This is a genomic window from Mesorhizobium sp. P171375 (genome assembly GCF_057786075.1).
Map to the genome: position 1 here is coordinate 3,606,702 of NZ_JBYNWF010000001.1, position 21,767 is coordinate 3,628,468.

At 63.5% G+C, this 21,767-nt stretch carries 22 protein-coding genes; 13 read left to right on the forward strand and 9 right to left on the reverse strand.

The features are described from left to right. The first annotated feature begins 70 nt into the window (after positions 1 to 70). The 7 genes from ACYHH6_RS17315 to ACYHH6_RS17345 all read left to right on the forward strand — a co-directional run bounded on the left by ACYHH6_RS17315 (position 71) and on the right by ACYHH6_RS17345 (position 8,043). Entirely contained in the window at positions 71 to 1,600 is a 1,530-nt protein-coding gene (locus tag ACYHH6_RS17315; RefSeq protein ID WP_352592221.1) for a tlde1 domain-containing protein, read from the forward strand. A gap of 189 nt (positions 1,601 to 1,789) precedes the next feature. Further along, positions 1,790 to 2,575, forward strand: coding sequence for a ThuA domain-containing protein (locus tag ACYHH6_RS17320; protein ID WP_352592218.1), 786 nt, complete (start codon positions 1,790 to 1,792; stop codon positions 2,573 to 2,575). Between the two features lie 102 nt (positions 2,576 to 2,677). Then, the gene (locus ACYHH6_RS17325; RefSeq protein ID WP_352592215.1) at positions 2,678 to 3,736 is read left to right on the forward strand and encodes a Gfo/Idh/MocA family protein; all 1,059 of its coding nucleotides are present in this window, start codon (positions 2,678 to 2,680) and stop codon (positions 3,734 to 3,736) included. Between the two features lie 118 nt (positions 3,737 to 3,854). Beyond that, positions 3,855 to 4,256 (forward strand): GFA family protein, encoded by a 402-nt coding sequence (locus tag ACYHH6_RS17330; RefSeq protein ID WP_352592212.1) that lies wholly within the window; start codon positions 3,855 to 3,857, stop codon positions 4,254 to 4,256. Positions 4,257 to 4,310: 54 nt separating this feature from the next. Next, complete coding sequence (locus ACYHH6_RS17335) at positions 4,311 to 5,126, forward strand: N-formylglutamate amidohydrolase (RefSeq protein WP_352592209.1); 816 nt, start codon at positions 4,311 to 4,313, stop codon at positions 5,124 to 5,126. Next, on the forward strand, positions 5,123 to 6,985 hold the full coding sequence (locus ACYHH6_RS17340; protein WP_352592206.1) for a flavohemoglobin expression-modulating QEGLA motif protein: 1,863 nt from the start codon (positions 5,123 to 5,125) through the stop codon (positions 6,983 to 6,985). Before ACYHH6_RS17335 ends, ACYHH6_RS17340 begins: the two co-directional genes overlap by 4 nt. 11 nt (positions 6,986 to 6,996) lie before the next feature. After that, positions 6,997 to 8,043 carry a glutathione synthetase gene (locus ACYHH6_RS17345; protein WP_352592203.1) on the forward strand — a complete coding sequence of 349 codons (1,047 nt, stop codon included), beginning with the start codon at positions 6,997 to 6,999 and terminating at the stop codon, positions 8,041 to 8,043. Between the two features lie 141 nt (positions 8,044 to 8,184). Here ACYHH6_RS17345 and ACYHH6_RS17350 read toward each other — a convergent pair whose 3' ends face one another. Further along, positions 8,185 to 8,859 carry a GntR family transcriptional regulator gene (locus tag ACYHH6_RS17350; RefSeq protein ID WP_435053452.1) on the reverse strand — a complete coding sequence of 225 codons (675 nt, stop codon included), beginning with the start codon at positions 8,857 to 8,859 and terminating at the stop codon, positions 8,185 to 8,187. 131 nt (positions 8,860 to 8,990) lie between these two features. Between ACYHH6_RS17350 and ACYHH6_RS17355 the strand changes: the two genes are divergently transcribed. The 4 genes from ACYHH6_RS17355 to ACYHH6_RS17370 all read left to right on the forward strand — a co-directional run bounded on the left by ACYHH6_RS17355 (position 8,991) and on the right by ACYHH6_RS17370 (position 12,786). Then, on the forward strand, positions 8,991 to 9,905 hold the full coding sequence (locus ACYHH6_RS17355; protein ID WP_352592197.1) for a substrate-binding periplasmic protein: 915 nt from the start codon (positions 8,991 to 8,993) through the stop codon (positions 9,903 to 9,905). Positions 9,906 to 9,921: 16 nt separating this feature from the next. After that, entirely contained in the window at positions 9,922 to 10,662 is a 741-nt protein-coding gene (locus tag ACYHH6_RS17360; RefSeq protein WP_352592194.1) for an amino acid ABC transporter permease, read from the forward strand. Positions 10,663 to 10,666: 4 nt separating this feature from the next. Further along, on the forward strand, positions 10,667 to 11,461 hold the full coding sequence (locus ACYHH6_RS17365; RefSeq protein ID WP_352592191.1) for an amino acid ABC transporter ATP-binding protein: 795 nt from the start codon (positions 10,667 to 10,669) through the stop codon (positions 11,459 to 11,461). A 128-nt stretch (positions 11,462 to 11,589) separates the two neighbouring features. Continuing rightward, a complete protein-coding gene (locus ACYHH6_RS17370; protein ID WP_352592188.1) occupies positions 11,590 to 12,786 on the forward strand; it encodes an NAD(P)/FAD-dependent oxidoreductase in 1,197 nt (398 codons plus the stop codon). A 55-nt stretch (positions 12,787 to 12,841) separates the two neighbouring features. Here ACYHH6_RS17370 and ACYHH6_RS17375 read toward each other — a convergent pair whose 3' ends face one another. The 8 genes from ACYHH6_RS17375 to ACYHH6_RS17410 all read right to left on the reverse strand — a co-directional run bounded on the left by ACYHH6_RS17375 (position 12,842) and on the right by ACYHH6_RS17410 (position 19,234). Further along, complete coding sequence (locus ACYHH6_RS17375; protein WP_352592263.1) at positions 12,842 to 13,570, reverse strand: amino acid ABC transporter ATP-binding protein; 729 nt, start codon at positions 13,568 to 13,570, stop codon at positions 12,842 to 12,844. A gap of 56 nt (positions 13,571 to 13,626) precedes the next feature. After that, the gene (locus ACYHH6_RS17380) at positions 13,627 to 14,301 is read right to left on the reverse strand and encodes an amino acid ABC transporter permease (protein ID WP_352592185.1); all 675 of its coding nucleotides are present in this window, start codon (positions 14,299 to 14,301) and stop codon (positions 13,627 to 13,629) included. After that, a complete protein-coding gene (locus tag ACYHH6_RS17385; protein WP_352592182.1) occupies positions 14,298 to 14,975 on the reverse strand; it encodes an amino acid ABC transporter permease in 678 nt (225 codons plus the stop codon). Before ACYHH6_RS17385 ends, ACYHH6_RS17380 begins: the two co-directional genes overlap by 4 nt. Before the next feature lie 101 nt (positions 14,976 to 15,076). Then, positions 15,077 to 15,865, reverse strand: a complete 789-nt coding sequence (locus ACYHH6_RS17390; RefSeq protein ID WP_352592179.1) for an ABC transporter substrate-binding protein — start codon at positions 15,863 to 15,865, stop codon at positions 15,077 to 15,079. 104 nt (positions 15,866 to 15,969) lie between these two features. Further along, positions 15,970 to 17,133, reverse strand: a complete 1,164-nt coding sequence (locus ACYHH6_RS17395; RefSeq protein ID WP_352592176.1) for a saccharopine dehydrogenase family protein — start codon at positions 17,131 to 17,133, stop codon at positions 15,970 to 15,972. Further along, the gene (locus ACYHH6_RS17400) at positions 17,130 to 17,639 is read right to left on the reverse strand and encodes an Lrp/AsnC family transcriptional regulator (RefSeq protein WP_112560910.1); all 510 of its coding nucleotides are present in this window, start codon (positions 17,637 to 17,639) and stop codon (positions 17,130 to 17,132) included. Before ACYHH6_RS17400 ends, ACYHH6_RS17395 begins: the two co-directional genes overlap by 4 nt. 181 nt (positions 17,640 to 17,820) lie before the next feature. Beyond that, positions 17,821 to 18,552 carry a 3-keto-5-aminohexanoate cleavage protein gene (locus tag ACYHH6_RS17405; RefSeq protein ID WP_352592173.1) on the reverse strand — a complete coding sequence of 244 codons (732 nt, stop codon included), beginning with the start codon at positions 18,550 to 18,552 and terminating at the stop codon, positions 17,821 to 17,823. Positions 18,553 to 18,760: 208 nt separating this feature from the next. Further along, entirely contained in the window at positions 18,761 to 19,234 is a 474-nt protein-coding gene (locus ACYHH6_RS17410) for a MarR family winged helix-turn-helix transcriptional regulator (protein WP_352592170.1), read from the reverse strand. 154 nt (positions 19,235 to 19,388) lie between these two features. Between ACYHH6_RS17410 and ACYHH6_RS17415 the strand changes: the two genes are divergently transcribed. Beyond that, on the forward strand, positions 19,389 to 20,204 hold the full coding sequence (locus ACYHH6_RS17415; protein ID WP_352592168.1) for a p-hydroxycinnamoyl CoA hydratase/lyase: 816 nt from the start codon (positions 19,389 to 19,391) through the stop codon (positions 20,202 to 20,204). 33 nt (positions 20,205 to 20,237) lie between these two features. Beyond that, positions 20,238 to 21,746 (forward strand): AMP-binding protein, encoded by a 1,509-nt coding sequence (locus ACYHH6_RS17420; RefSeq protein ID WP_352592165.1) that lies wholly within the window; start codon positions 20,238 to 20,240, stop codon positions 21,744 to 21,746. The last annotated feature ends 21 nt before the right edge of the window (positions 21,747 to 21,767 follow it).

Consider the following 21,767-nt stretch of genomic DNA (forward strand, 5'->3'; position numbering starts at 1 on the left):
CATGCCGATTGAGAGTGGTTGTATGGCGTTTTTGCGTTTGAAAGACCGGGGCGACAATCCTGAACGGGATTTGACTTCGAAGAGATCCGGCCAGCGCTGGGTGGTGGTGCCGGTTATCGGCGCGGCCCTTGCGCTGTGGTCGGTGGCGACCATGGCCGGCCTCTATTCGCTGGGAACGTCGCTCACCGCCGCCTCCAACACCTTGCCGCAAAGCCTGCTTCTGCCAAACGCCGCGCTGGCCGATTCGCGCCGCAGCCTCGCCAATTCGTGGGCGCCGCGGCTTTCGGCGCAAAAATTACAGGCCTCGCTGCTCAGCCAATGCGACGCCGGCTGCAGGCGCGCCGCCGCCAGCTTCGCGCATGACGGCAAGACGGCGCGACTGAAGCCGGCCGCGCATCCCATCGCGCCGAACGCGGTCGCCGCAAGCACCAACGCCCAGCCCAACACCAGCATTGCACTTGTCACCCCGCGCGACGCGCGCTTCGACGGCGTGGTGGCCAAGGCAAAGCTGTCGCCGCAAAAGCTGGCTGCCGCCTTCGCCAAGGCCTCGAATGCGCCCTTCATGCTTGCCAGCCTTCCGGCCGCTGCCCGTTTCGCCGAAGTTCGCATGCCCGACCAGCGTGGCCCGGCCTCGGAGCGCTTTGGGCCGGAAGTGGCCGAGATCGAACGCTCGTCCCGCCTTGCGCTGGCGCTGGCCAACACCTTGCCGGATCAGGGCGCCGACATGCTGGCGCCGCCGCCGGCCGTCGCGGCAATCGTCGGAGCGCAAGATCCTGAGCAGGCCGAGGTTCAGGTCGCCTCGTTGCCGCCGCAGGATGATCTGCCGGGCAGCATTGCACTGCCGGGTCGGCGTCCGCGCGCCGAAACCGCTCAGCCTGCCGAGGCGCCCAGCAAACCCAAGGCGCAAGCGGCCAAGCCTCAGGCGGCCAAGCCACAGACCGACAGGGCGGCCGGGACCGCGGCACCCCAGTCGCCAGGCTTTGTGTCGCCGCGCTCGCCGCGCAATTCCCAGGACGTCGCCGCACTGCCGGGCGTGCCAGGCAGCGAGACCATTCGCACCAAGCCGGGCAAGCGCGTGAAGGCGCAAGCCGGTGAGATGCTGGCCTATGCCAAGCCGGATGTCCCGGCTGGTGGTGTCGGCCGTGCCTTCAAGGATCTGTTCGCTACGCCCGGAATGGGCGGTGGCGTCGCCGTTTACGACATCTCGGCCAAGACCGTCTACATGCCGGACGGCTCACGGCTCGAGGCGCATTCGGGAATTGGCTCGATGGCCGACCAGCCGCGCTACGCCAACCGCAAGAATGTCGGCCCGACACCGCCCGGCACCTATGACTTGAAGCTGCGCGAATCGCGATTCTACGGCGTCGAGGCGATACGTCTCACCCCAACCAGCGGCAACAACAACCATGGCCGGGACGGCCTGCTCGCCCACTCCTACCTGCTGCGCGGCGGCCGTGCGGAATCCCATGGCTGCGTGGCCTTCAAGGACTATGCGCGCTTCCTAGCCGCCTACAAGAAGGGCAAGATCAAGCGCCTCGTGGTGGTGCCGCGCATATCGAAAACGCTGAAGCAAGTCGCCTCGGATGGCAGCCGCGCCTGAATCGTTTTAGCAGGATGAGCCGCTATCATCCTGTTTAAAATGGTATTTTTCGCACGGCTACTCCGAGATCGATGATCTCGACGTTCCCCGTAATTGTCAGCAGCCGGCATTGAAAGCGTTTTCAATTCCGGCTGGGGATACTATGAGTGGACTGCGGCGGCTCCAGCTTCAAACAATCAAGAGGACATCATGACAATACGCGCTGTCGTTTGGGGCGAGAACATCCATGAGCGGACCAATGAGGTGGTCGCCGCCCTCTATCCCGAGGGCATGCACACGACCATCGCCAAGGCGCTGAACGCCGATAAGGCGATCTCCGCCTCGACCGCCACGCTCGAACAGCCCGAGCATGGCCTGCCTGCCGACCGTCTGGCCGAGACCGACGTGCTGGTCTGGTGGGGTCACAAGGACCATGGGGCCGTTGCCGATGAAGTGGTCGAGCGCGTCGCCCGCCGGGTGTGGGAAGGCATGGGGTTGATCGTGCTTCACTCCGGCCATTTCTCGAAAATCTTCAAGCGGCTGATGGGCACGCCCTGCACGCTGAAATGGCGCGAGGCGGGTGAGCGCGAGCGGCTCTGGGTGACCAGCCCCAGCCATCCGATCGCCGAAGGCATCAGTGAGTACTTCGAGCTCGAGAATGAAGAAATGTATGGCGAACAGTTCGCCGTGCCGGAGCCGCTGGAAACGGTCTTCATCTCCTGGTTCCAGGGTGGCGAGGTGTTCCGCTCGGGGCTGACCTACCGGCGCGGCGCCGGGAACGTCTTCTACTTCCGCCCGGGCCATGAGACCTATCCGACCTATCACGATGCCGCAGTGCACAAGGTGCTGCGCAACGCGGTGAAGTGGGCGCACAACCCGCAAGGCACGAAATCGGCTATTCTGGATGCGCCGAACGTGCCGGTCGACAAGGCGCTGGAGCCGATCGTCGAGCGCGGCGGCAAGCTCCATGCCTCGGGCGAGGCTGGTTTCCGCTAAAACAAAATCCAAGAAAAAGGCGTAGCGGCTTGCGTACAGAGTCGCCTAGGCCGCATTCGTCCCATATGATTGAATCGAACCAATTTCGCTCGGAGTGCAAAAATGCGGCTTTTGATATTGGGTACCGGCTGGATGGCGCAGGAGCATGCCCGCCGCTTTGGCGCCATCGACGGCGTCGAGATCGTTGGCGCTGTCGATGTCGATGAGAAGCGCGTCGGCGAATTCGCCGACGGCTTCAAGATCCCGAAGCGCTTCACCTCACTGGAGGCAGCGCTCGACTGGGGCGGCTTCGATGCGGTGGCCAACGTCACGCCGGACCGTATCCACCATCCGACGACCATGGCGCTGATCGCGGCCGGCAAGCCGGTGCTGTGCGAAAAGCCGCTCGCCGAAAACTTCGGCAAGGCGAGCGAGATGGCTGACGCGGCGCAAGCCGCTGGCATCGTCAACATGGTCAACCTCACCTATCGCAACGTTGCTCCCTTGCAAAAGGCGCGGCAGATGGTGCTGGCCGGCGAGGTCGGCACCGTCCGCCACGTCGAGGCCTCCTATCTGCAGAGCTGGCTGGTGTCGAAATTCTGGGGCGACTGGCGCACCGATCCGAAATGGCTGTGGCGGCTATCGCGCGGCCACGGCTCCAACGGCGTGCTCGGCGATGTCGGCATCCATATCCTCGACTTCGCCAGCTATGGCGCCGCACTCGACATCGACCACGTCTTCTGCCGGCTGCGCGCCTTCGACAAGGCACCGGGCAACCGCATCGGCGAATACGACCTCGACGCCAATGACAGTTTCGCCATGACGCTGGATTTTTCCAACGGCGCCTTTGGCGTCGTGCATTCCAGCCGCTGGGCGACCGGCCATATGAACGAACTGCGCCTGCGCATCTACGGCGACAAGGGCGGCATCGAGGTCGTGCACAATCTCGAGGGCTCGGAGCTGAAGGCGTGCATCGGCGAGGATATCGAGACCGCCAAATGGCAGGTGATCGACGCCGGCACGGTGCCGACCAACTACCAGCGTTTCGTCGATGCGGTCGCAAGCGGCGTGCAGACCGAACCGTCATTCCATCATGCCGCCGAACTGCAAAAGGTGCTGGATCTGGCTGTCGTGTCGGACGAGAAGCGTACGGAGTTGAGGGCCAGCGCCGACACGCAGTAACGTGTCTCAGCAGCATGATCCCGAAAAGTGGAATCCGGTTTTCGGAGAAGCATGCTCAAAAAGAAGATAGAGCCCCATCCCGATCCATCGGGATGGAACAGGCTCGGTAGGAGCAGCCATGGTCACGCGCCGCGCGCAATGTCTCTGCGGCCAGTTGTCAGTCGTCTGTGCGGGCGAGCCGGTGCGCATCTCGGTCTGTCATTGCCTGGACTGCAAGCGCCGCACCGGCAGCGCCTTCAGCTACAATGTCCGGTTTGCGGAAGGCGATGTATCGATCGAGGGGCGGGCGAAGCAGTTCACCCGTACCGGCGACCAGGGTGGCCGCGTCATCTACAATTTCTGCCCGGAGTGTGGCGCCAGCGTCCATTACCGCATCGACACGCAACCTGGCGTCATCGCCATTCCCGTCGGCGCCTTCGCCGACCCATCCTTCCCGCCGCCCTTCCAGTCCTTCTACCACGACAGCCGGCGCTGCGACTGGGTGGAGATCAAAGCCGAGCCGCTGGCGACGTTCGACTGAAGGCCGCTTTCGACATGAAGCGGAACCGTCCGCACGCTCCGCGCATTTCGGAGCATGGACAAGACGATTTCCAACACCGATCGGGGCAGGTCGGGCTGGACGATCAAGCTCGGAGACGGTCCTGTCGTCGGTACTGCCATCCATAGCGGCACCGATGTGGACAGCGCTTCTCGATCGCTCATGTGTCTCTCTGATCCCGACCGGCTTCGAGAAGAAGACCCGTTCACCGAGCGCTTCATCGCCGATTTCCCGACCCGGATCATCGTTCATCGGTCGCGCTTCCAGGTCGATCTGAACCGCGCGCGCGACGCTGCCGTCTACTTGTCGCCGGACCAGTCCTGGGGGCTCAAAGTCTGGCGGGAGTTGCCGGCCGAGGCCATCGTGGAGGAGTCTCTGTCCTTTCACGACGCCTTCTACAGTGAGCTGAAGCGCGTCCTCGCCGATATCGAGAAGCGCTATGGCCGGTTCGTTCTCGTCGACGTCCACAGCTACAATCACCGCCGCGATGGGCCGCATTCTGTGCCGACATCTCGCGACCTCGCGCCCGACATCAACATCGGGACGTCTTCCATGGACCGCGAGCGCTGGGCGCCTATCGTCGACGCGTTCACCGAGACGCTTCGCGGCCACCATATCAATGGCGAGCCAATCGATGTGCGCGAGAACGTGTCCTTCCAGGGCAAGGGCGAACAGACGCGTTTCGTCCACACCAATTTTCCGGAAACCGGCTGCGCCATCGCGGTAGAGTTCAAGAAAATCTTCATGGACGAATGGAGCGGCGAACCCGACTGGGCAGCAATCGATCAGCTACGCGCCATACTAGCGTCGACTGTGCCTGTCCTGGCAAAGGCGCTGCAGGCCATGCGATGAAGCCCAAGCTTGTCGAACCCCCATCTCCACTGGTGCAAATCGAAGCGGACCTTGACGCGCTTTTCCACGACGGCAAGCCGATCCGCCGCGAGTTCGGCAACGGCAACCGTTTGCACATCGATCGGCCGCTGCCCTTTCTGTGTGTCCATGTCGGGTCGCATCAGGATGTGGCATTCCATGCCGTCTCCGCCAACGCTTCCTATCTGATCGCCGCCGACATCGAGTTCGCCGGCGAGGTCGCGCGGCTGGTGGCGCGAAGGATACGCGATCACTGCGGCGCATTCCTCTTGCTGGACATCGGAGAGTTGGCCGAAGACCGGTTCCTGACCGACGATGTTCCGTTCCTGCCGCCTTTCGAGATTGCTTTGGCTTGCGGCAACACCGCGGCGGAGAAGGCGGCACGCAAGCGCTTCGCTGATGCTGCATCCGCGCGCGAAGCCAAATATCGCACGCCCCGCGTCGACGAGCTCAGTCCCACCACACGTGCCGAAGCACGGCTCTGGGATGATCCCGGTGATGTGGCGTGCCTGACGGTGCGCTTCGCACCGATCTACAGAGTGGCCGGCACCAAGCGCGTCTACCCCGAACTCCACGACCTCGTGGTCGCCAACATGGTCGATTCCGCGCTTCAGGCCGTCAGTGCCTTCCTGAAGGCATCGAGCCTGGAACAGCCGGCGACCCATCGTTCCCTCGGTCGCCGCGCCTATATCGACGCTGTCGTGCGCGCTGACCGTGCGATCGACAATGTCGCGTCGACCTTCGATTTTCTGCTTGCCGTCACACCGATCAATGCCGAACCCGCCTGGCGGGAATTCCAGGCAGGCGCTTTCGAGCGTGTGCCCGCACTGCTTTACCGGCCGCTCGAGCTCGAGGTCGCCGACCAGAAGCGGAGGCTCTATTCGATCTCGCTCGATCATCTGGAAGATACGCTCCTGACCAGGCTGCTCTCCGAAAAGCAGCAGGAGCTCGATCTCCAGCTGTCGATGCTTGCGGCACGCGAAACGCCGCGCTTCGTCGAACTTGGGCGAGCCCTTTATGGCAGCGTCGAGCCGAGCCTGGCGGCGAGGGCGCGCACCATTCTCGAAAGGCTGCCGCGGAGTGCCTCGGAGACCCGGCGCAAGGGCCTCGATGCCGACGCCGTGGCCGCCGCCGCGCGCCACATGATCGCCGGATACCGCGCCGCCTATCCCGATTTCGATGCTTCCGTCGAAATCCGCGGCGACCTGCCGGCCGGCCTGCTGGTCTCGCGAAGCCGATTGCTGGTGTCGCGCGACACCAACCTTCCACCGGAACGTCTGACGGCGCTGCTCAGCCACGAGATCGGTGTTCATCTGCTGACGTATTTCAATGGTGCCGCGCAGGGGCTCGCCATCTTCTGTTGCGGGCTCGCCGGCTATGAAGGCATGCAGGAGGGACTGGCCGTGCTGGCGGAGTATCTGGTCGGGGGGATGACCGCAGCGCGTTTGCGGCTGATCGCGGCAAGAGTGATCGCCTGTCAGGCGATGCTCGACCGCGCAACGTTCGAGGAAACCTTCCGCATTCTTCGCAGGGATCTTGATGATCGCGAGGCCTTCAATGTCGTGCTACGCGTCTATCGAGGCGGCGGCCTTGCCAAGGACGCCATCTATCTGCGCGGCCTGTTGCAGATCCTCGATCACTTGAGGAATGGCGGCAGCCTCACGCCGTTCTGGATCGGCAAGATATCCGCCGCACATTTCGGCGCGATCCAGGAACTGAACGCGCGCGGCCTGCTGCGGGCGCCGCGCCTCGAACCTGCGTTTCTTTCTTCCGACGCGGCGCGTCCGCGCCTCAGGAAAGCGATGGCGGGAATCGATCCGATCGATATGGTTGAAAGCTGAGGGGCTCCACAATGCGCATTGCGTTCTTCGTCAATTCCATTGAAACCGAGACGCCGGGATACACGACGACGGCATTGGCGCTGGCGGCCGTCCAGCGCGGTCATTCCGTCGTCTATGTCGAGCCGGGCGATTTCATCCTGCGCCCTAACGATGATCTGGCCGTCAGCGTGACGGCTCTGCCCGATGCTGCCTACAAGACTTCAGGCAAGCTTCATGCTGCCCTGCAGGATGCCGCGAAGCAGAAGAAGACCGTCGCCATGAGCGACATCGACATATTGTTTCTGCGTAACGACCCGTCGCTGGATGGCGCCGGTCGGCCATGGGCGGCCAATGCCGGCATCATGTTCGGTCGGCTCGCAGCCGAACGCGGCACCATCGTCGTCAACGATCCGGGCGGTCTGGCGCAGGCACGGAGCAAGCTCTATTTGCAGTCTTTCCCCGAGGCGGTCAGGCCGGCGAGCCTGATATCGCGCAGCATTGCCGAGATCCGCGCCTTCATCGACAAACAGCCGAAGGGCTGTATCGTCAAACCGCTGCAAGGTTCGGGTGGCAAGAACGTTTTCCATATTGCCAAGCCCACCGATTCCAACCTCAACCAGATTTTCGAGGCGGCCAGCGGTGACGGCTATCTTGTCGCACAGGTCTACCTTCCGGAAGCCAAGGCCGGTGACGTGCGTCTGTTTCTGATGAACGGCCTGCCGCTGGTGCGCGACGGCAAACACGCAGCCTTTCGCCGCGTTCCGGCCAAGGGCGACGTCCGCTCCAACATCCATGCCGCCGGAACGGCTCGCAAGGTCAAGGTAACGGCCACGATGCTGGGCATTGCCGAAATGGTGCGCCCCAAACTGATCGGCGACGGCATGTTCCTGGTCGGTCTCGACATCGTCGGCGACAAACTTCTGGAGATCAACGTCTTCACGCCAGGCGGGCTGACCCGACTGGCCGACATGTACGCGACGGATTTTGCCGCAAGCGTCATCGCTGCGCTGGAGGAGAAGCGGACGCTGCGGCAAGCCTATGGAAAGACCATGACAAATTCGCGGTTGGCGACGCTTTGAGGAGCGAGGCAGTCGCGACCTTTCAAAGGTGAAGGCGCGCGTATAACTGCTTTACGCCGCGTGCCGGCCACACAAATAGCCTTCGCGCATTCTGGACGCTGACAGGCGGTCACGCTGGAGGTCGTTGTTCCGCCAAATCGGCTAGATGATCTTGCGAACATCCTGTTCGAAGCTGAGGACGTGATGCAGCGCGATGCGCTCGGCCGTTTCGCCATCTCCCCTGCAAACCGCCTCGAGCATAAGGGTTTGCTCCTGCAGGACCTTGTCGAGCCCCGACATGAGCTCCGGAAACCGGCGTGTCGCCACATGCAAGATCCTGAGTGACAGGTTGTGGTAGTGGTCGAGCGTGTCGAACAAATAGGGGTTCTTGGCGGCGCGGTAGATGAAGCGGTGGATGCGCCGGTCGAGCGCAAGCAGGGGGTCGAGTTCCGGAGGGTTTGTAAAGGCGGCCAGTTCGCTGATCAGCGCGCGCGCTTCCCGACGCTCAGGCTCCCGCAGACGTTCGGCGGCCAGTCGCGTCGCCCAGGATTCAATTCTCGCCCTGGCCTCATAGATCGCCGATAGATCGCTGATGTCGATCGTGCTGACCGAGGTGCCGCGGCGGCCGTTGACGTCGACGAAGCCATCGCGTTGCAGCCGCAACAACGCCTCGCGCACCGGCGTGCGACCGACGTCCAGCCGCCGCATGAGATCGGTTTCGCGAAGCAGGGTGCCGGGCGCCAGCTTAACCGTGATGATGTCCTCCCTCAGCTGCAGATAGGTGCGCTCGGCCAATGTCGAGCCAGCCTCGACATTGTCGGCATCGTCTTCCGGCATCCGCGCATCCATCCAACTTACCTCACAGGGATCGAATTCGATCGCCAAGGAATCACTTGACAACGGATTCATATAATATACTGATCAATATATCACAAATATATTGATCCGGTGACAGGGAGATATCGGGGATGGAAAAGGGTGTTTTGTCTCGCTCGCGATTCAAGGTCGGCATTGCCGCCTTGCTAGGGGTTGGAATTGGATTGCTGGCCACGGTGGCGCATGCGGACGGGCTTGAGACGCTGAAGCCGGGCGTCCTGCAGGTCACGATCGAACCCTATATGCCCTACACGGCGATGAAGGACGAGAAGCTCGTCGGGCTGGACAGCGATATCCTCGCCGCGGTCGCCGACAAGTTGGGTCTCAAGATGGAAGTCAGCGTCACTGATTTTCCCGGTATGCTGGCATCGGTCCAATCTCGCCGTGCCGATATTACGATCGGCGGCATCGCCTGGTCGGATGCGCGCCAGAAGGTCGGCCTCTTCACCGACCCGCCCTACTATTCGCCCCCGGCGATGGCTGTGCAGGGCGCTGCCGACTATCCCGACGTCAAGAGCCTGGAAGGCAAGGATCTCGGAACCGTCACCGGCTATGTCTGGGCGAAATCGATAGCGCAGGTGCCCGATGCCACTCCGCACACTTATCCGTCGGCCGACAGTGTCTTTCAGGACCTGTCATCAGGCAGGCTGGATGTCGGCTTTCTCGACCCGCTGCTGATCATCTATCAGCAGAAGGAGCGGCCGGACATGAAGTTCCGCGTCGCATATCTGGCGCCGCCAACCGCCGACGAGATCAAAGCCCATCCCGACTATCAGTATTTTCAGCCCTACATGACCGGATTTTACCTGCCAAAAGAGGCACCGAAGCTCGCGACAGCTGTCTCGGACCAGATCGATGCAATGTACAAGGACGGCTCGCTTGCCGCGCTCGTCACCAAATGGGGCGGCGATCCGAAACAGTTCCTGGTTCCTTCGCCGGAGATGGCGGCTCAGCGCCGGGGCGTGGATCGCCCCGCGGATTGGTCGCCGCCCTCAATCGCGCCTTGAGCGTCGGGGCAAGCACATGTCCCTTTTCCACACGCTGACCGGGTTTTTTCAGGTTCCCTGGAGCGACTACGCAAGCAATCTCGGCTGGGGTCTCCTCAGGACCCTGACCTACACGATCGTCAGCTTTGTCGGTGCCGCTGTCCTCGGCCTCGTGCTGGCGCTGATGCGCCTCAATCGCTTGCGTCTGGTGCGTCTGCCTGCCGCCATCTACACGGAGATATTCAAGAACGTCCCGTTGCTCGCGATTATCTTCGTCACCTATTTCGGCCTGCCGTCGGTCGGCATCAAGCTCAGCGTCTTCGTCGCCGGCGTGCTGAGCCTCATGTTGTTCTATGCCGCCTATCTCTCGGAGATTTTCCGCGCGGCGATCGCCGGCATCCATTCCGGTCAGAACGAGGCTGCGCAGGCGCTGGGCCTTGGCCGCGGCACCACCTTTAGCCACGTCATTCTACCTCAGGCGTTGAGGCTGGCATTGCCCGGCACCAACACCATGTTCGTCGACCTTCTGAAATCGACGTCGCTTCTGGTGACGATCTCTGCCGTTGAACTGATGACCCAGGCGCAGCTGATCGCCTCCGAAACGTTTCGGGCACTCGAAGTCTATCTGGTGATTGCGTCTATCTATTTCGCCGTCTGCTATCCGATTTCGCAATGCCTGCTCTGGCTGGAGCGGACCATTCAGGCTGGCGTACCGCTGTCGCTGGGGCGCCGGCGGCGGCTGAAGCTGGCGAAGACGCTGCTCGCGGGCGGAGCCTAGACCGATGGCACACGAGACACTCAATAGGGAGCTTGGCAAGACGGCTTCCGGCCCGGCAGTCACCATCCGTGGCTTGCGGAAGTCCTTCGACGGCAGGCAGGTGCTCGGCGGCATAGATCTCGACGTGCCGGCTGGTCGGATCATCAGCATCATCGGCCAAAGCGGCGGCGGCAAGACGACGCTGATGCGCTGCGTCAACCTGCTCGAGCAGCCCGACGACGGCGTCATCGAGGTAAATGGCGAGACGATCTGCGACAAGGGTGCGGTGACGTGCAGGAACCTCGCCAAGCTGCGCCAGCGCGTCGGCATGGTGTTTCAGCGCTTCAACCTGTTCCCGCATCTGACAGCGGTGGAAAATGTCGTTCTCGCCCAGATGCATGCCGCCGCAATTGGGGAGCGCGAAGCGGTCGAGCGCGCGGTGCGCCTGCTCACGCGCGTCGGTCTCGCGCATCGGGCAACAGCCTATCCGGAACGCATGTCTGGCGGCGAGCAGCAGCGCGTCGCGATCGCGCGCGCCCTGGCCCTCGGCCCGACTGTGCTTCTGTTCGACGAACCGACCTCCGCGCTCGATCCAGAATCGACCGGTGAGGTGCTGCGTGTGATGCGAGAACTGGCAAAGGACGGCATGACCATGATCCTCGTCACCCACGAATTACCTTTCGCCCGCGAAGTCTCGGACTGGGTCGTCTTCATTGACGGCGGCCGGATCATCGAGCAGGGAACGGCGGCCGACGTGCTCGACAACCCGCGTGAAGCACGAACGGCTGCCTATGTCGCGCGCTACGCCGCGCCTGCCTGAACGCCAGCCAGCAAACAGTCCTGACAGAACCCATTGGCGCATGTGCGATTCGGGCACGGCACTGCCATCGCCGTTTCGCAGGGTCTCGGGCGCCAGCCACCGTCTTTGCCTCAACGCATGTGGACCAGATGAGCAGGATTTCGACCGACATCGCCGTCATCGGCGGTGGCGTCATAGGTTTGGCGATTGCACTTCGGCTTCGCGCTGACGGACGCGAGGTTGTCGTGATCGAACCGAACGAACCGGGCAGTGGCGCATCTTACGGAAACGCCGGGACCATCGCGGACTATGCGGTAATCCCTGTCGGGACGCCGGCGGTTCTGAGGAATCTGCCTTCCCTGCTGCTCAACGCGCGCAGTCCGTTGTCGATCCGCGCTTCCGCCTTGCCGACCCTCTTCCCTTGGCTGGCGAGGTTCGCATACGAATCTCTGCCGCACCGATTCAGGGAAAACACCCGCCGGATCGCCGAACTCGTATCGGACGCATCGGCGGCTTGGGAGGAGTTCGCAGCGGAAATTGGGGCATCGGACCTGCTCTCCGCCAAGGGCTGTCTCTATCTCTACGAAACGCCCAAGGCCTTCAAGGCGGCCGCCACCGATATCGATCTGCGCCGCTTCCATGGCGTTGGTCAGGAACTGCTTTCGGCCGACGAAGTGCATCGGCTCGAACCTCGGCTACCGCCCTTCGAAGGTGGCGGGCTGTTTTTTCCGGGCGCGCTCAATCTCAGTGATCCGGGCGAAGCGATGCATCGGTTGACCGCAACAGTCCGGTGGGCGGGTGTGCAATTCGTCAAGGCCTCTGCACAAACGATCGCCCGGGAAGCGAATGGGATCCGGATCATCGCGGGGCCCTTCGACATCCGCGCCCAGACCGCTATCATCTCCGCCGGTGCCCACTCGCAAAGGCTCGCCGCCCAAATCGATGATCCGGTCAGCCTCGATACCGAACGTGGCTATCACATTGAATTTGACATGACCCACCCACCGATTGAACGGCCGGTCTGCCCGACAGCGCTCGGCTTCTATCTTTGCCCGATGCGAGGCCGGTTGCGCGTTGCAGGCCTTGTAGAACTCGGTGGATTGGGGGTTCCCGCCAATCAGCGGTTGCTGGCGGCGCTGGTGGAGAATTCGCGTCGGGTTTTTCCAGACCTGGGGGAGCCGAGCCGCACATGGCTCGGATTCCGGCCTTCAATGCCCAATTCCGTGCCTGTTATCAGGCCATCGAGAGGTGGGCGGGATGTGATCCTTGCCTTCGGCCACGGACACATAGGGCTGACGCTCGCGCCGCGCACCGCCCGACTGGTAAGTGCGATCCTTGATGCATAGTCGCAGATCGAAGTTCCATCTCGGGCCGACGGCGGCCAGCTGTTCGAGAGCCGACCTAGTGTCTGAGGATCTTGCTCAGGAAAGCCCGGCTGCGATCCGTCTTCGGGGCAGAGAAAAACTCCTCCGGCGTGCCGCTTTCGACGATGGCGCCGGCATCCATGAAGACGACGCGCTGAGCAACCTTGCGGGCGAAGCCCATTTCGTGCGTCACCACCATCATGGTCATGCCTTCTTCAGCCACCGCGACCATCACGTCGAGCACTTCGGAAATCATCTCGGGGTCGAGCGCCGAGGTCGGCTCGTCGAACAGCATGATCTTCGGCCGCATGCCGAGGCAGCGGGCAATCGCCACGCGCTGCTGCTGGCCGCCGGAGAGCTGTGAGGGATAGGCGTTGATCTTGTCGGCGAGGCCGACCTTGGCCAGCAAGTCGCGACCGGCCTGCTCGGCCTCGGCGCGCGGGATCTTGCGCACATGGATCGGCGCTAGCGTGACGTTTTCCAGCGCGGTCTTGTGCGGGTAGAGATTGAACGACTGGAAGACGAAGCCGATCTCGGTGCGCAGCAGCGTCATGTTGGTGGCGGGGTCGCCGAGGCGCTGGCCGTCGACGATCAGGTCGCCGTCCTTGATCGTCTCCAGGCCGTTGATGCAGCGGATCAGCGTGCTCTTGCCCGAACCGCTGGGGCCGCAGACGACGACGACCTCGCGCGGCTCGACGCTGAGTGTGATGTCTTTCAGCACATTGAGCGCGCCGAACCATTTGTTGACGCCGCGAAAGTCGATCATGCCGGTTTTGGTCTGGCTTGGCGTGCTCATATTCGTGCGCCCTTTGGGGTTCGATGTCACAGCTGCACCTCGCCATGCGCCGCACCCATGCGGCGCTCCAGCCGGCGGGCCAGCATGATCAGCGGGTAGCAGACGATGAAATAGCCGACACCGACGAGGAAGAAGACGAGCAGGCCGTTGGGCACACGCTGCACCACCAGCCAGCCGACCCGGGTGAGGTCGGTCAGCCCGATGGCCGAGACGACGGAAGAATCCTTGATCAAGAGCACATATTGCCCGACCAGCGGCGGCAGCACGATGCGCATCGCTTGCGGCAGCACCACCTGGCGCATGCGCTGCCAGCGTGACAGGCCGGACGCGAGCGCCGCCTCGACCTGGCCGGTCGGCACCGAGCGGATGCCGGCGGCGACGATCTCGCAGATGAAGCAGGCGGCCAGATTGGTCAGCGCGATGATCCCTGCGGTGAAGGCATCGAGCTCGATGCCGAATTCCGGCAGGATAAAGAAGATCAGGAAGATCTGCACCAGGAACGGCGTGCCGCGGATCAGGTCGACCCAGGCGCCGATGACGCTTGAGATCACCCGGTTGCCGCCGGTGCGCAGTATGCCGAGGCCGAAGCCGAGAGCCGTGCCCAGCACCAGGCTGATCAGAGACAGCACCACTGTCATGCCGAGGCCACGCAAGGCGAGGGGATAGCTACCGGCCAGGCTTTGCAGCTGCTGCCAGATCATGTGCTGCTCCTTGCCGGCTGCAAGCCGAGCCAGCGACTGGACAGCCCCGCCAATCCTTTGAGGCAATAGTAGAGCAGGAGATAAAAAGCGGCGATGGTGATGAAACCTTCCGCCGGCATGAAGCGGTCGGACGCCAGCAACTGGCCGGCGCGCGTCAGTTCGGGCACCGAGATCAGCGACAAAAGCGCCGAATCCTTGACCAGCACGATCGCCTGGCCAAGCAGCGGCGGGATCGTCACTTTGAAGGCTTGCGGCAGGATGACCAGGCGCATGCGCTGGACATAGGTCATCCCCGAAGCGACGCCGGCTTCGACCTGGCCGCGCGGGATCGACAGGATGCCGGCGCGAATGATTTCAGCGATATAGGCGCCGCTGTTCAGCGACAGAGCGAGGATGCCGACGACGAGTTCCGGCAGCACGAAGCCGAGACGCGGCAAGCCGAAATAGAGGAAGTAGAGTTGCGCCAGCAAGGGCGTGGCGCGTACGGCATCGATATAGGCCTTGGCCGGGATGCGAAACAGCTGGCCGCGCTGCAGGTTCATGGCGGCGAGCACGATGCCGACCGCGAGCGCGCCGGCAAAGGACAGCGCCGACAGCCACACAGTCGTGATCAGACCCTGCCCGAACAGCGGCAGATATTCGACGATGGTGCGGAAGCTGAAATATTCGAGCATCGCTGGGTGGATTCCTCGAGCGAAGTTCTACCGGCGGCAAAGTGCAGGCCGGAACCGCGCCGATTGAGTCTGGCGCGGTCCCGTCCGAATTCTAACGCTGCTTAGTGATCCTTCTTCCAGGCGTCGGAATTGACCCAGTAGTCGAGGTTCTTCTGCAGGCGGCCATCAATCGTGACCTGGTTGAGGAACAGGTTCATCCAGATCAACAGGTCCGGCTCGTCATAGCGGGTGGCGAAGGCAAGCGGCTCCTTCGACAACAGCTCCGGCATGATGGTGAAGGTGCCGGCGGGATAAGCGGTCGACTGACCCGTGACCGCCGAGACGTCGTTGACGCCGCAATCGGCCTGGCCGTTGTTGACCGCGTCGAGCAGCAATGGACCGCCGCCCTTGTAGCTTTTGATGTCGGCATCCGGGAAGGCGTTCTTGGCTTCCTTTTCGCCGGTGGCGCCCAACAGAACGGCGATCTTGGTGCCCTTGGCCTTGCAGTCCTCGGTGGTCTTGAACTTGCTGTCGGCCTTGGTGAAGACGGTGCTGCCCGTGTACATGTAGGGCGTGGTGAAGGCGACCTTCATACCGCGCGCCAGCGTCGGCGTCATGTCGGCGACCAGAAGGTCCGCCTTGCCGGACAGCAGCGCCGGGATCAGCCCGTCCCAGTCATAGTCGAGGAAGGTGACCTTCACGCCCATTTCCTTGGCCATCAGCTCGGCGAGTTCGACCGAACTGCCGGTGCGTTCGCCATTGGCGCCGACCAGCGAGAAGGGCGGTCCTTGCGTCTGCACCGCGACGCGCAATTCGCCGCGCTTGGTGATCTCGTCGAGCGTTCCGGCACTGGCAGCAGCGGTGAGACCCGCAAGCGCAAGTCCGGCGATGAAAAGCTTGGCAATCTTCATTTGGCATTCCTCCCTGTTTTGGTTGTCATTTTTGCCCGCGGAGTCCCGTGGGCATTTTTTGAGCGGCGGCACCGTTGCCGGCGGCAGCCACCGTTCGAAAATCCTCAGTCCCAGGCCACCGTCTCGGCAACCGTGATGCCGCGCCTGGCCAGTTCGTCGAAGAACGGTCCGTCGGGCACATGCTGCAGCGGGTTCAAAAGCCCTGGCGTGGTGATCTCGCGCCGCGCCAGCATCTGCGCCACGATGCTGGCGGGATAGCCGACGCCGAGGCTCATGCCGAACAGGCCGGAGCCGAGGTCGCGCTCAATGATCAGGTCCGATGTCACCGTTTTGGCGCGACCGCCTTCGAGACCGGAAAAGACGTTGCGCATAACGCAAAGGTCCTTCTCGTCGGCGCCGTACTGCAGTTGCGGGCCGAGCAGCCGGCCGAGAAATTCGCGTGGGCTGGCGCTTGTGCCGGGCACCTTGTCTTCGGAGAGGAAGCCGAGTTCCTTCAGCGGCGCCCAGAACGCCGACCAGCCGGGCCAGCGCAGCGTATAGCGGCCCGAGCGTTGCAGCCCCTTGGCGCCGTCGAGCATCTCGACATAGTGCAGTGCGTCGCCATTGGGAAAGGCTTCCAGCCGGCCGAGTCCCGCAACCTCGATCTCGTGGATGAAGCGGTTGTCGTGCTGTCGGCCGGCCGAGACTTCGACGCGCTTGCCGTCCTCGATCATCACGCTGTCGCGGTTCTGGCTGACCAGAACCATGTCGAAATTCCAGCTCACCTTGTAGCAGAGGGGCTTGGCCATCGCCTTCGGTTCAGGGATGCCGCCACAGTAGGAATCGATCGAGGAGATCGTAGAGAATTGCTTTGCGGCGCGCGCGTAAAGCACGAGGTCGATGCCGGGGTCGAGCCCGCATTCGGACATGATCGAAACGCCGGCCTTTTCTGCCTCCGACGCCAGATCGGCAATCGCCTTGCCGTAATTGGTGGTGACCAGCGGCGTGCGCGTCGCGATCGCCGCCTGCACCGCCTCGCGCATCAGTGGCTGCGGCAGGAGATCGATGACGGCGTCGACATCGGCCAACACAGTGGCGAGTGCCGGACCGATCGCGCCTTCGGGCACCACGAAACGCACGCGAGAAAGGTCGGTCAGGCCGGCAAGCCGGGCAGGGCCATCAGCTGCTGTATCGACACAGACGATTTCCTCGACACCGGCGCTGGCGACGAGATCGGCGATGGCCGCACGGCCCTGCAGGCCGAGACCGCCGAGAACTGCGATCTTCATGCCGGCTCCTTGCGGGCCGGTGTTTCTTCCGACCAGCAGCCTTCGGGAAGGCTGACCCATTTGTTGCACGAGGCCATGACGACGAAGGTCTCGCTGCGCACCACTTCGCCGGGAATGCCGGCGCCGGGGATCAGCTCGCTGGTGATGCGGTAGAGATCGGCGACATCGCCGGCGACGGTGACGTCGACGATGATGTCGAAGCGCCCGGTGACCACCGAGGCCGAGTTGACGAAAGGCAGTTCCGAGATTCGCTGCGCCAGTTCGCGGGCGCGGCCTCGGCCCTGCGCGTTGATGCCGACAATGGCCGAGATCAACTCCGGGCGCTCGGTCAGATTGAGCAGCCCGACGATCTTCAGCAAATTGCGGTCGAGCAGATTGCGCAGCCTTGAACGCACCGTCGGCACCGAGATCGCCATCGTCTCGGCGAGCCGGTTGATGCCGGGCTGGGCATCCTGTGACAACAGCTTGACCAGCCGTCGATCGGTTTGATCGAGATGCTCACGCAAAGCCTAGGCTTTCATAAAGGAGAAAAATGAGGGGCAATTTCTTCCAGATATGAAAACAACCTATGAGAAATTTCTAATAACAGCAAGAGGGGAGTTGCGGCTCGCTGTTGTGCCAGCTTCGGGAGATGGCGATCTCCCCGCGAGGGCGAGATCACCTATCCATCGACGCATTCGTCAGCCGCTACGCTGATCGGCCAGTCCGGAAAATCGCCACCGCAGCAGCCACCAACGCCGCATTGCAGGAGGCTTCAGTGCCATCCGGCAGGTCCTTGCCGTCTTCCAGTCCGACGCGTGTCGACCAGTTGCGCTGCGCGGCGCGGCGCACGAACGGCCAGACCGTGGCGTCGGCGCCATGCAGCAGGATTGCGCGCCGTATCCCGGCACGCCCCAGCACCTTTTCGATGCCTTCCGACACGGCAAAGGCCGCGTCCAGCGTCTGTTCGGAGATCTCGATCAGGATGCGCAGCACGCGTCCGCCATGGTCGAGGCTGACGAGACGCTCGGCGTCGGCGACTGAAGCCAGACCGGCTTCGATGCCGATGCCGCGCTGACGCAGGCTTTCCATGACGAGGGGTGCTGCCGTCTCACTGAGATTGACCGAGGCATAGTCCGGCAATTCGCGCCAGCCGGCGATGGCGACCAGCGTGCTGACATCGTCGTTCTCGATCCAGGCGCCGGTGGAGACGCCGATCAGCGTACCGGGGCAGGCGCGGCGCAGCGCCGCGATCGTCGGACCCATCGCTGCCGGCGAAAGGCTCTCTCTCTTGTCGGCTCCGCGCGCATGGACATGCAGCTCCGCCGCGCCGGCGGCAATCGAAGCAGCACCGTCGCGCGCCATGGCTTCGGCGTCGAGTGGGAGGGCAGGGTGGAAATCGGCGGGACGCGCGCCGTTGATGCAGGCCTGGACGATCATGATTTCGCGCTCCTGTTGCGGATGGCGCGAGCCTAGCAAAGGGCAGGGCGGAGAGGGAGCGGGCGTGGTGAAGACTGCTGACAGGCGGATGCGACCCGGCCTGAATCAGACTGGCAGGATGCGCCGCTATCGCCTTGTTCGAAAAAGGTCTTCAGCGAGATCGGTGGCGGCATGGCAAATGGCTAGTGACGAACGCTTGCCGAAGAACTTACTCTTCCTCGGTCCAGATCAGGCGCAGCAGGCGCAGCAGCGTTGCCCGTTCCTTTTTCGTCAGCTGCTGCAGGAACCGGTCCTCGTGCCGGCGCACCTGCCGGCGCCATGCCGGCATGGCCGCTTTGGCTGCCTTGGTCAAGGCGAGCACCTGTACGCGCTTGTCCCGCGCATGGTCGTCGCGTTCGACCAGGCCGCGTTCCTCGAGTTCGGCAAGCAGCGGCGCCATGTTGGCGCTCTTCATGCCCAGCAGGCGGCAGAGTTCGGCCGCACGAATGCCGGGCCTTTCGTCGATCAGCGCCAGCATGCCGTAAGTGACCGGCCGCAGCGCCGCGTCGGCCATCTCGACAGCGAAATCATTGAGCGCCAGAGCCGAAGCGCGCCGCAGATTGTAGCCGATCTGCGCGTCGAGCGTGTCTTCCGGCGCTATCCTGGCCTTGCGGGGTTTGCTGCGGATTGTGGCCTCGTCCATGCTGCAAGCGATCACCGCGATCAAGGCCCTTGTCAAGCAGAAAATACTATGCGACATAGCAATTATGAAGGCTATGTAGCATAGCGATTAATGCAAGGCAGGTTTGGAGCGCGGCTCTTCGCTTGCCATGCACGCAAGCAGGAGGAGAATTGCCATGACCGAAGAGACCGTGGCCTTCGACGTCGAGAACGGCATCGCCTGGGTGCGCTTCAACCGACCCGAAAAACGCAACTGCATGAACCCGGCGCTCAACCGGCGCATGATGGAAGTGCTGGATGGGCTGGAATACCGCGACGATGTCGGGGTGCTGGTACTGTCGGGCGAGGGCAGCGCCTGGTCGGCGGGCATGGACCTCAAGGAGTATTTTCGCGAGACCGAGGCCAAGGGGCTAGGCGCCGTCCGCAAGGCTCAAGGCGAAGCCTATGGCTGGTGGCGGCGGTTGCGCTGGTACCGCAAGCCGACCATCGCCATGGTCAATGGCTGGTGCTTTGGCGGCGGCTATGGCCCGCTGTTTGCCTGCGATCTGGCTTTCGCGGCCGACGAGGCGCAGTTCGCGCTGTCCGAGATCAACTGGGGCATCCTGCCCGGCGGCGGCGCCACCAAGGTGGTGGTCGACCTGCTGTCGATGCGCGACGCGATGTATCATGCGCTGACCGGCGAACTCATCGACGGCAGGAAGGCGGCGGCCTGGAAGCTGGTCAATGAAAGCCTGCCATTGGAGAAGCTGAAGGCGCGCGTCACCGAGGTGGCGAATATTTTGCTGAAGAAAAATCCGGTCGCGCTGAAGGCGACCAAGGACGCCATCCGCCGCGTCGCCGAGATGACCTACGACAATGCCGAGGATTATCTGGTGCGGGCGCAAGAGGCGGCCAACTCCTACGACAATGACGGCCGCAAGGAAGGCATCCGCCAGTTCATTGATGAGAAGAGCTACAAGCCCGGCCTCGGCGCCTACGACAAGGCAAGGTGATCAGCCAACATCCGATCTGGGAGGAGATGCGAGATGCCGGTCTGGACGACGCCCGATCCCGTGGCCCTGCATGCCGCGACGCAGCCAGAGCGTCTCGCTTGCGTCGACCTCGCTTCCGCGCGGCGCTGGACCTACAGCAGGCTCGACGAAGCCATCCAGCGCGCTTTCGCCGTGCTCGAAAGCGGCTACGGCATCGAGCCGGGGCAGCGCATCGCCACCGTCGCCCGCAACAGCGCCGACCTCCTGATCCTGCAACAGGCCGCCATGCGCTTCGGCGCCGTCTTCGTGCCGGTGAACTGGCGCCTCGCTGCGCCAGAGCAGCAGGCTATCCTCGCCGATTGCGATCCCGCACTGCTGCTGCACGATGCCGCGTTTGATACAGCGCCGCCCAAGAGCTGCATGATGGTCGAGGTCGCTGCCTTCGTGGCGGCGATGGCAGCGCAGGCGCCGGCGACGCGCCGGCCCTTGCCGCCGGCCGATCAGCCGTCGATCATCCTCTACACCTCCGGTACGTCGGGTCGCCCCAAGGGCGTCATCATCACCGAGGCCAACGCCTTCGCCACTGCGGTCAATTTCGGCGTGCTGGGGCGGGTCGGCAATGCAAGCGTCTTCCTCTGCGATGCGCCGATGTTCCATGTCATCGGCCTCATCACCAGCCTGCGTCCGCCCTTGCTGCAAGGCGGCACCGTGCTGATCTCGCCCGGCTTCGAGGCCGGTCTCACCAACCGGCGGCTGGCCGATGCCGAACTCGGCGTCACCCACTATTTCTGCGTGCCGCAGATGGCAAGAATGCTGCGCGACGGCGTGGGGTTCGACCCGGCGAACTGGACCACGCTCACCGCTATCTTCACCGGCGGCGCTCCCAATCCCGCCGCCGACATCCGCTGGTGGCTGGAGCAGGGCGTGCGCATGGTCGACGGCTTCGGCATGACCGAGGCCGGCACCGTGCTCGGCATGCCGCTCGAGGCCGGCCAGATCGCCCGCAAGGCAGGTTCCGCCGGCCTGCCGGGACCTTCGGTTTGCCTGCGCATCGTCGATGATGACGGCAACGACGTCGCCCCGGGCGAGGCCGGTGAGATCTGGCTCGGCGGCCCCAACATCACGCCCGGCTACTGGAACCGGCCGGACGAGACGGCGCAGGCCTTCACATCCGATGGATGGTTCCGCACCGGCGACATTGCACGCCGGGACGAAGACGGCTTTGTCACCCTGGTCGACCGCCGCAAGGACATGTTCATCTCTGGCGGCGAAAACGTCTATCCGGCCGAGGTCGAAATGGCGTTGCTCGAACATCCCGACATTGCCGAAGCGGCCGTCATCGGCATCGCCGATGAGCGCTGGGGCGAGGTCGGACGGGCTTTCGTTGTCGCAAAGCCCGGTCGCGCGCCCGACCTTTCGGCGCTGGCCGCCCACTGCGCGGACCGTATCGCCCGCTACAAGGTGCCGAAGGAATTCCTGCTCGCCGACGCGTTGCCGCGCACCGCCTCCGGCAAGATCCAGAAACACATTTTGCGTGGCTGGCCGGCGCCGGGATTGAGGTAGCGAGTGCATCGTGGCTGCCAA

Excerpts from the sequence above, each read along its gene's own strand:
- ACYHH6_RS17340 (WP_352592206.1), top strand. The coding sequence starts at position 5,123 with ATGAAGCCCAAGCTTGTCGAACCCCCATCTCCACTGGTGCAAATCGAA.
- ACYHH6_RS17345 (WP_352592203.1), top strand. The coding sequence starts at position 6,997 with ATGCGCATTGCGTTCTTCGTCAATTCCATTGAAACCGAGACGCCGGGA.
- ACYHH6_RS17320 (WP_352592218.1), top strand. The coding sequence starts at position 1,790 with ATGACAATACGCGCTGTCGTTTGGGGCGAGAACATCCATGAGCGGACC.
- ACYHH6_RS17415 (WP_352592168.1), top strand. The coding sequence starts at position 19,389 with ATGACCGAAGAGACCGTGGCCTTCGACGTCGAGAACGGCATCGCCTGG.
- ACYHH6_RS17395 (WP_352592176.1), bottom strand. The coding sequence starts at position 17,133 with ATGAAGATCGCAGTTCTCGGCGGTCTCGGCCTGCAGGGCCGTGCGGCC.
- ACYHH6_RS17375 (WP_352592263.1), bottom strand. The coding sequence starts at position 13,570 with ATGATCGACTTTCGCGGCGTCAACAAATGGTTCGGCGCGCTCAATGTG.
- ACYHH6_RS17330 (WP_352592212.1), top strand. The coding sequence starts at position 3,855 with ATGGTCACGCGCCGCGCGCAATGTCTCTGCGGCCAGTTGTCAGTCGTC.
- ACYHH6_RS17370 (WP_352592188.1), top strand. The coding sequence starts at position 11,590 with ATGAGCAGGATTTCGACCGACATCGCCGTCATCGGCGGTGGCGTCATA.
- ACYHH6_RS17420 (WP_352592165.1), top strand. The coding sequence starts at position 20,238 with ATGCCGGTCTGGACGACGCCCGATCCCGTGGCCCTGCATGCCGCGACG.
- ACYHH6_RS17355 (WP_352592197.1), top strand. The coding sequence starts at position 8,991 with ATGGAAAAGGGTGTTTTGTCTCGCTCGCGATTCAAGGTCGGCATTGCC.
- ACYHH6_RS17365 (WP_352592191.1), top strand. The coding sequence starts at position 10,667 with ATGGCACACGAGACACTCAATAGGGAGCTTGGCAAGACGGCTTCCGGC.
- ACYHH6_RS17380 (WP_352592185.1), bottom strand. The coding sequence starts at position 14,301 with ATGATCTGGCAGCAGCTGCAAAGCCTGGCCGGTAGCTATCCCCTCGCC.
- ACYHH6_RS17405 (WP_352592173.1), bottom strand. The coding sequence starts at position 18,552 with ATGATCGTCCAGGCCTGCATCAACGGCGCGCGTCCCGCCGATTTCCAC.
- ACYHH6_RS17385 (WP_352592182.1), bottom strand. The coding sequence starts at position 14,975 with ATGCTCGAATATTTCAGCTTCCGCACCATCGTCGAATATCTGCCGCTG.
- ACYHH6_RS17360 (WP_352592194.1), top strand. The coding sequence starts at position 9,922 with ATGTCCCTTTTCCACACGCTGACCGGGTTTTTTCAGGTTCCCTGGAGC.
- ACYHH6_RS17335 (WP_352592209.1), top strand. The coding sequence starts at position 4,311 with ATGGACAAGACGATTTCCAACACCGATCGGGGCAGGTCGGGCTGGACG.
- ACYHH6_RS17325 (WP_352592215.1), top strand. The coding sequence starts at position 2,678 with ATGCGGCTTTTGATATTGGGTACCGGCTGGATGGCGCAGGAGCATGCC.
- ACYHH6_RS17390 (WP_352592179.1), bottom strand. The coding sequence starts at position 15,865 with ATGAAGATTGCCAAGCTTTTCATCGCCGGACTTGCGCTTGCGGGTCTC.
- ACYHH6_RS17350 (WP_435053452.1), bottom strand. The coding sequence starts at position 8,859 with ATGCCGGAAGACGATGCCGACAATGTCGAGGCTGGCTCGACATTGGCC.
- ACYHH6_RS17410 (WP_352592170.1), bottom strand. The coding sequence starts at position 19,234 with ATGGACGAGGCCACAATCCGCAGCAAACCCCGCAAGGCCAGGATAGCG.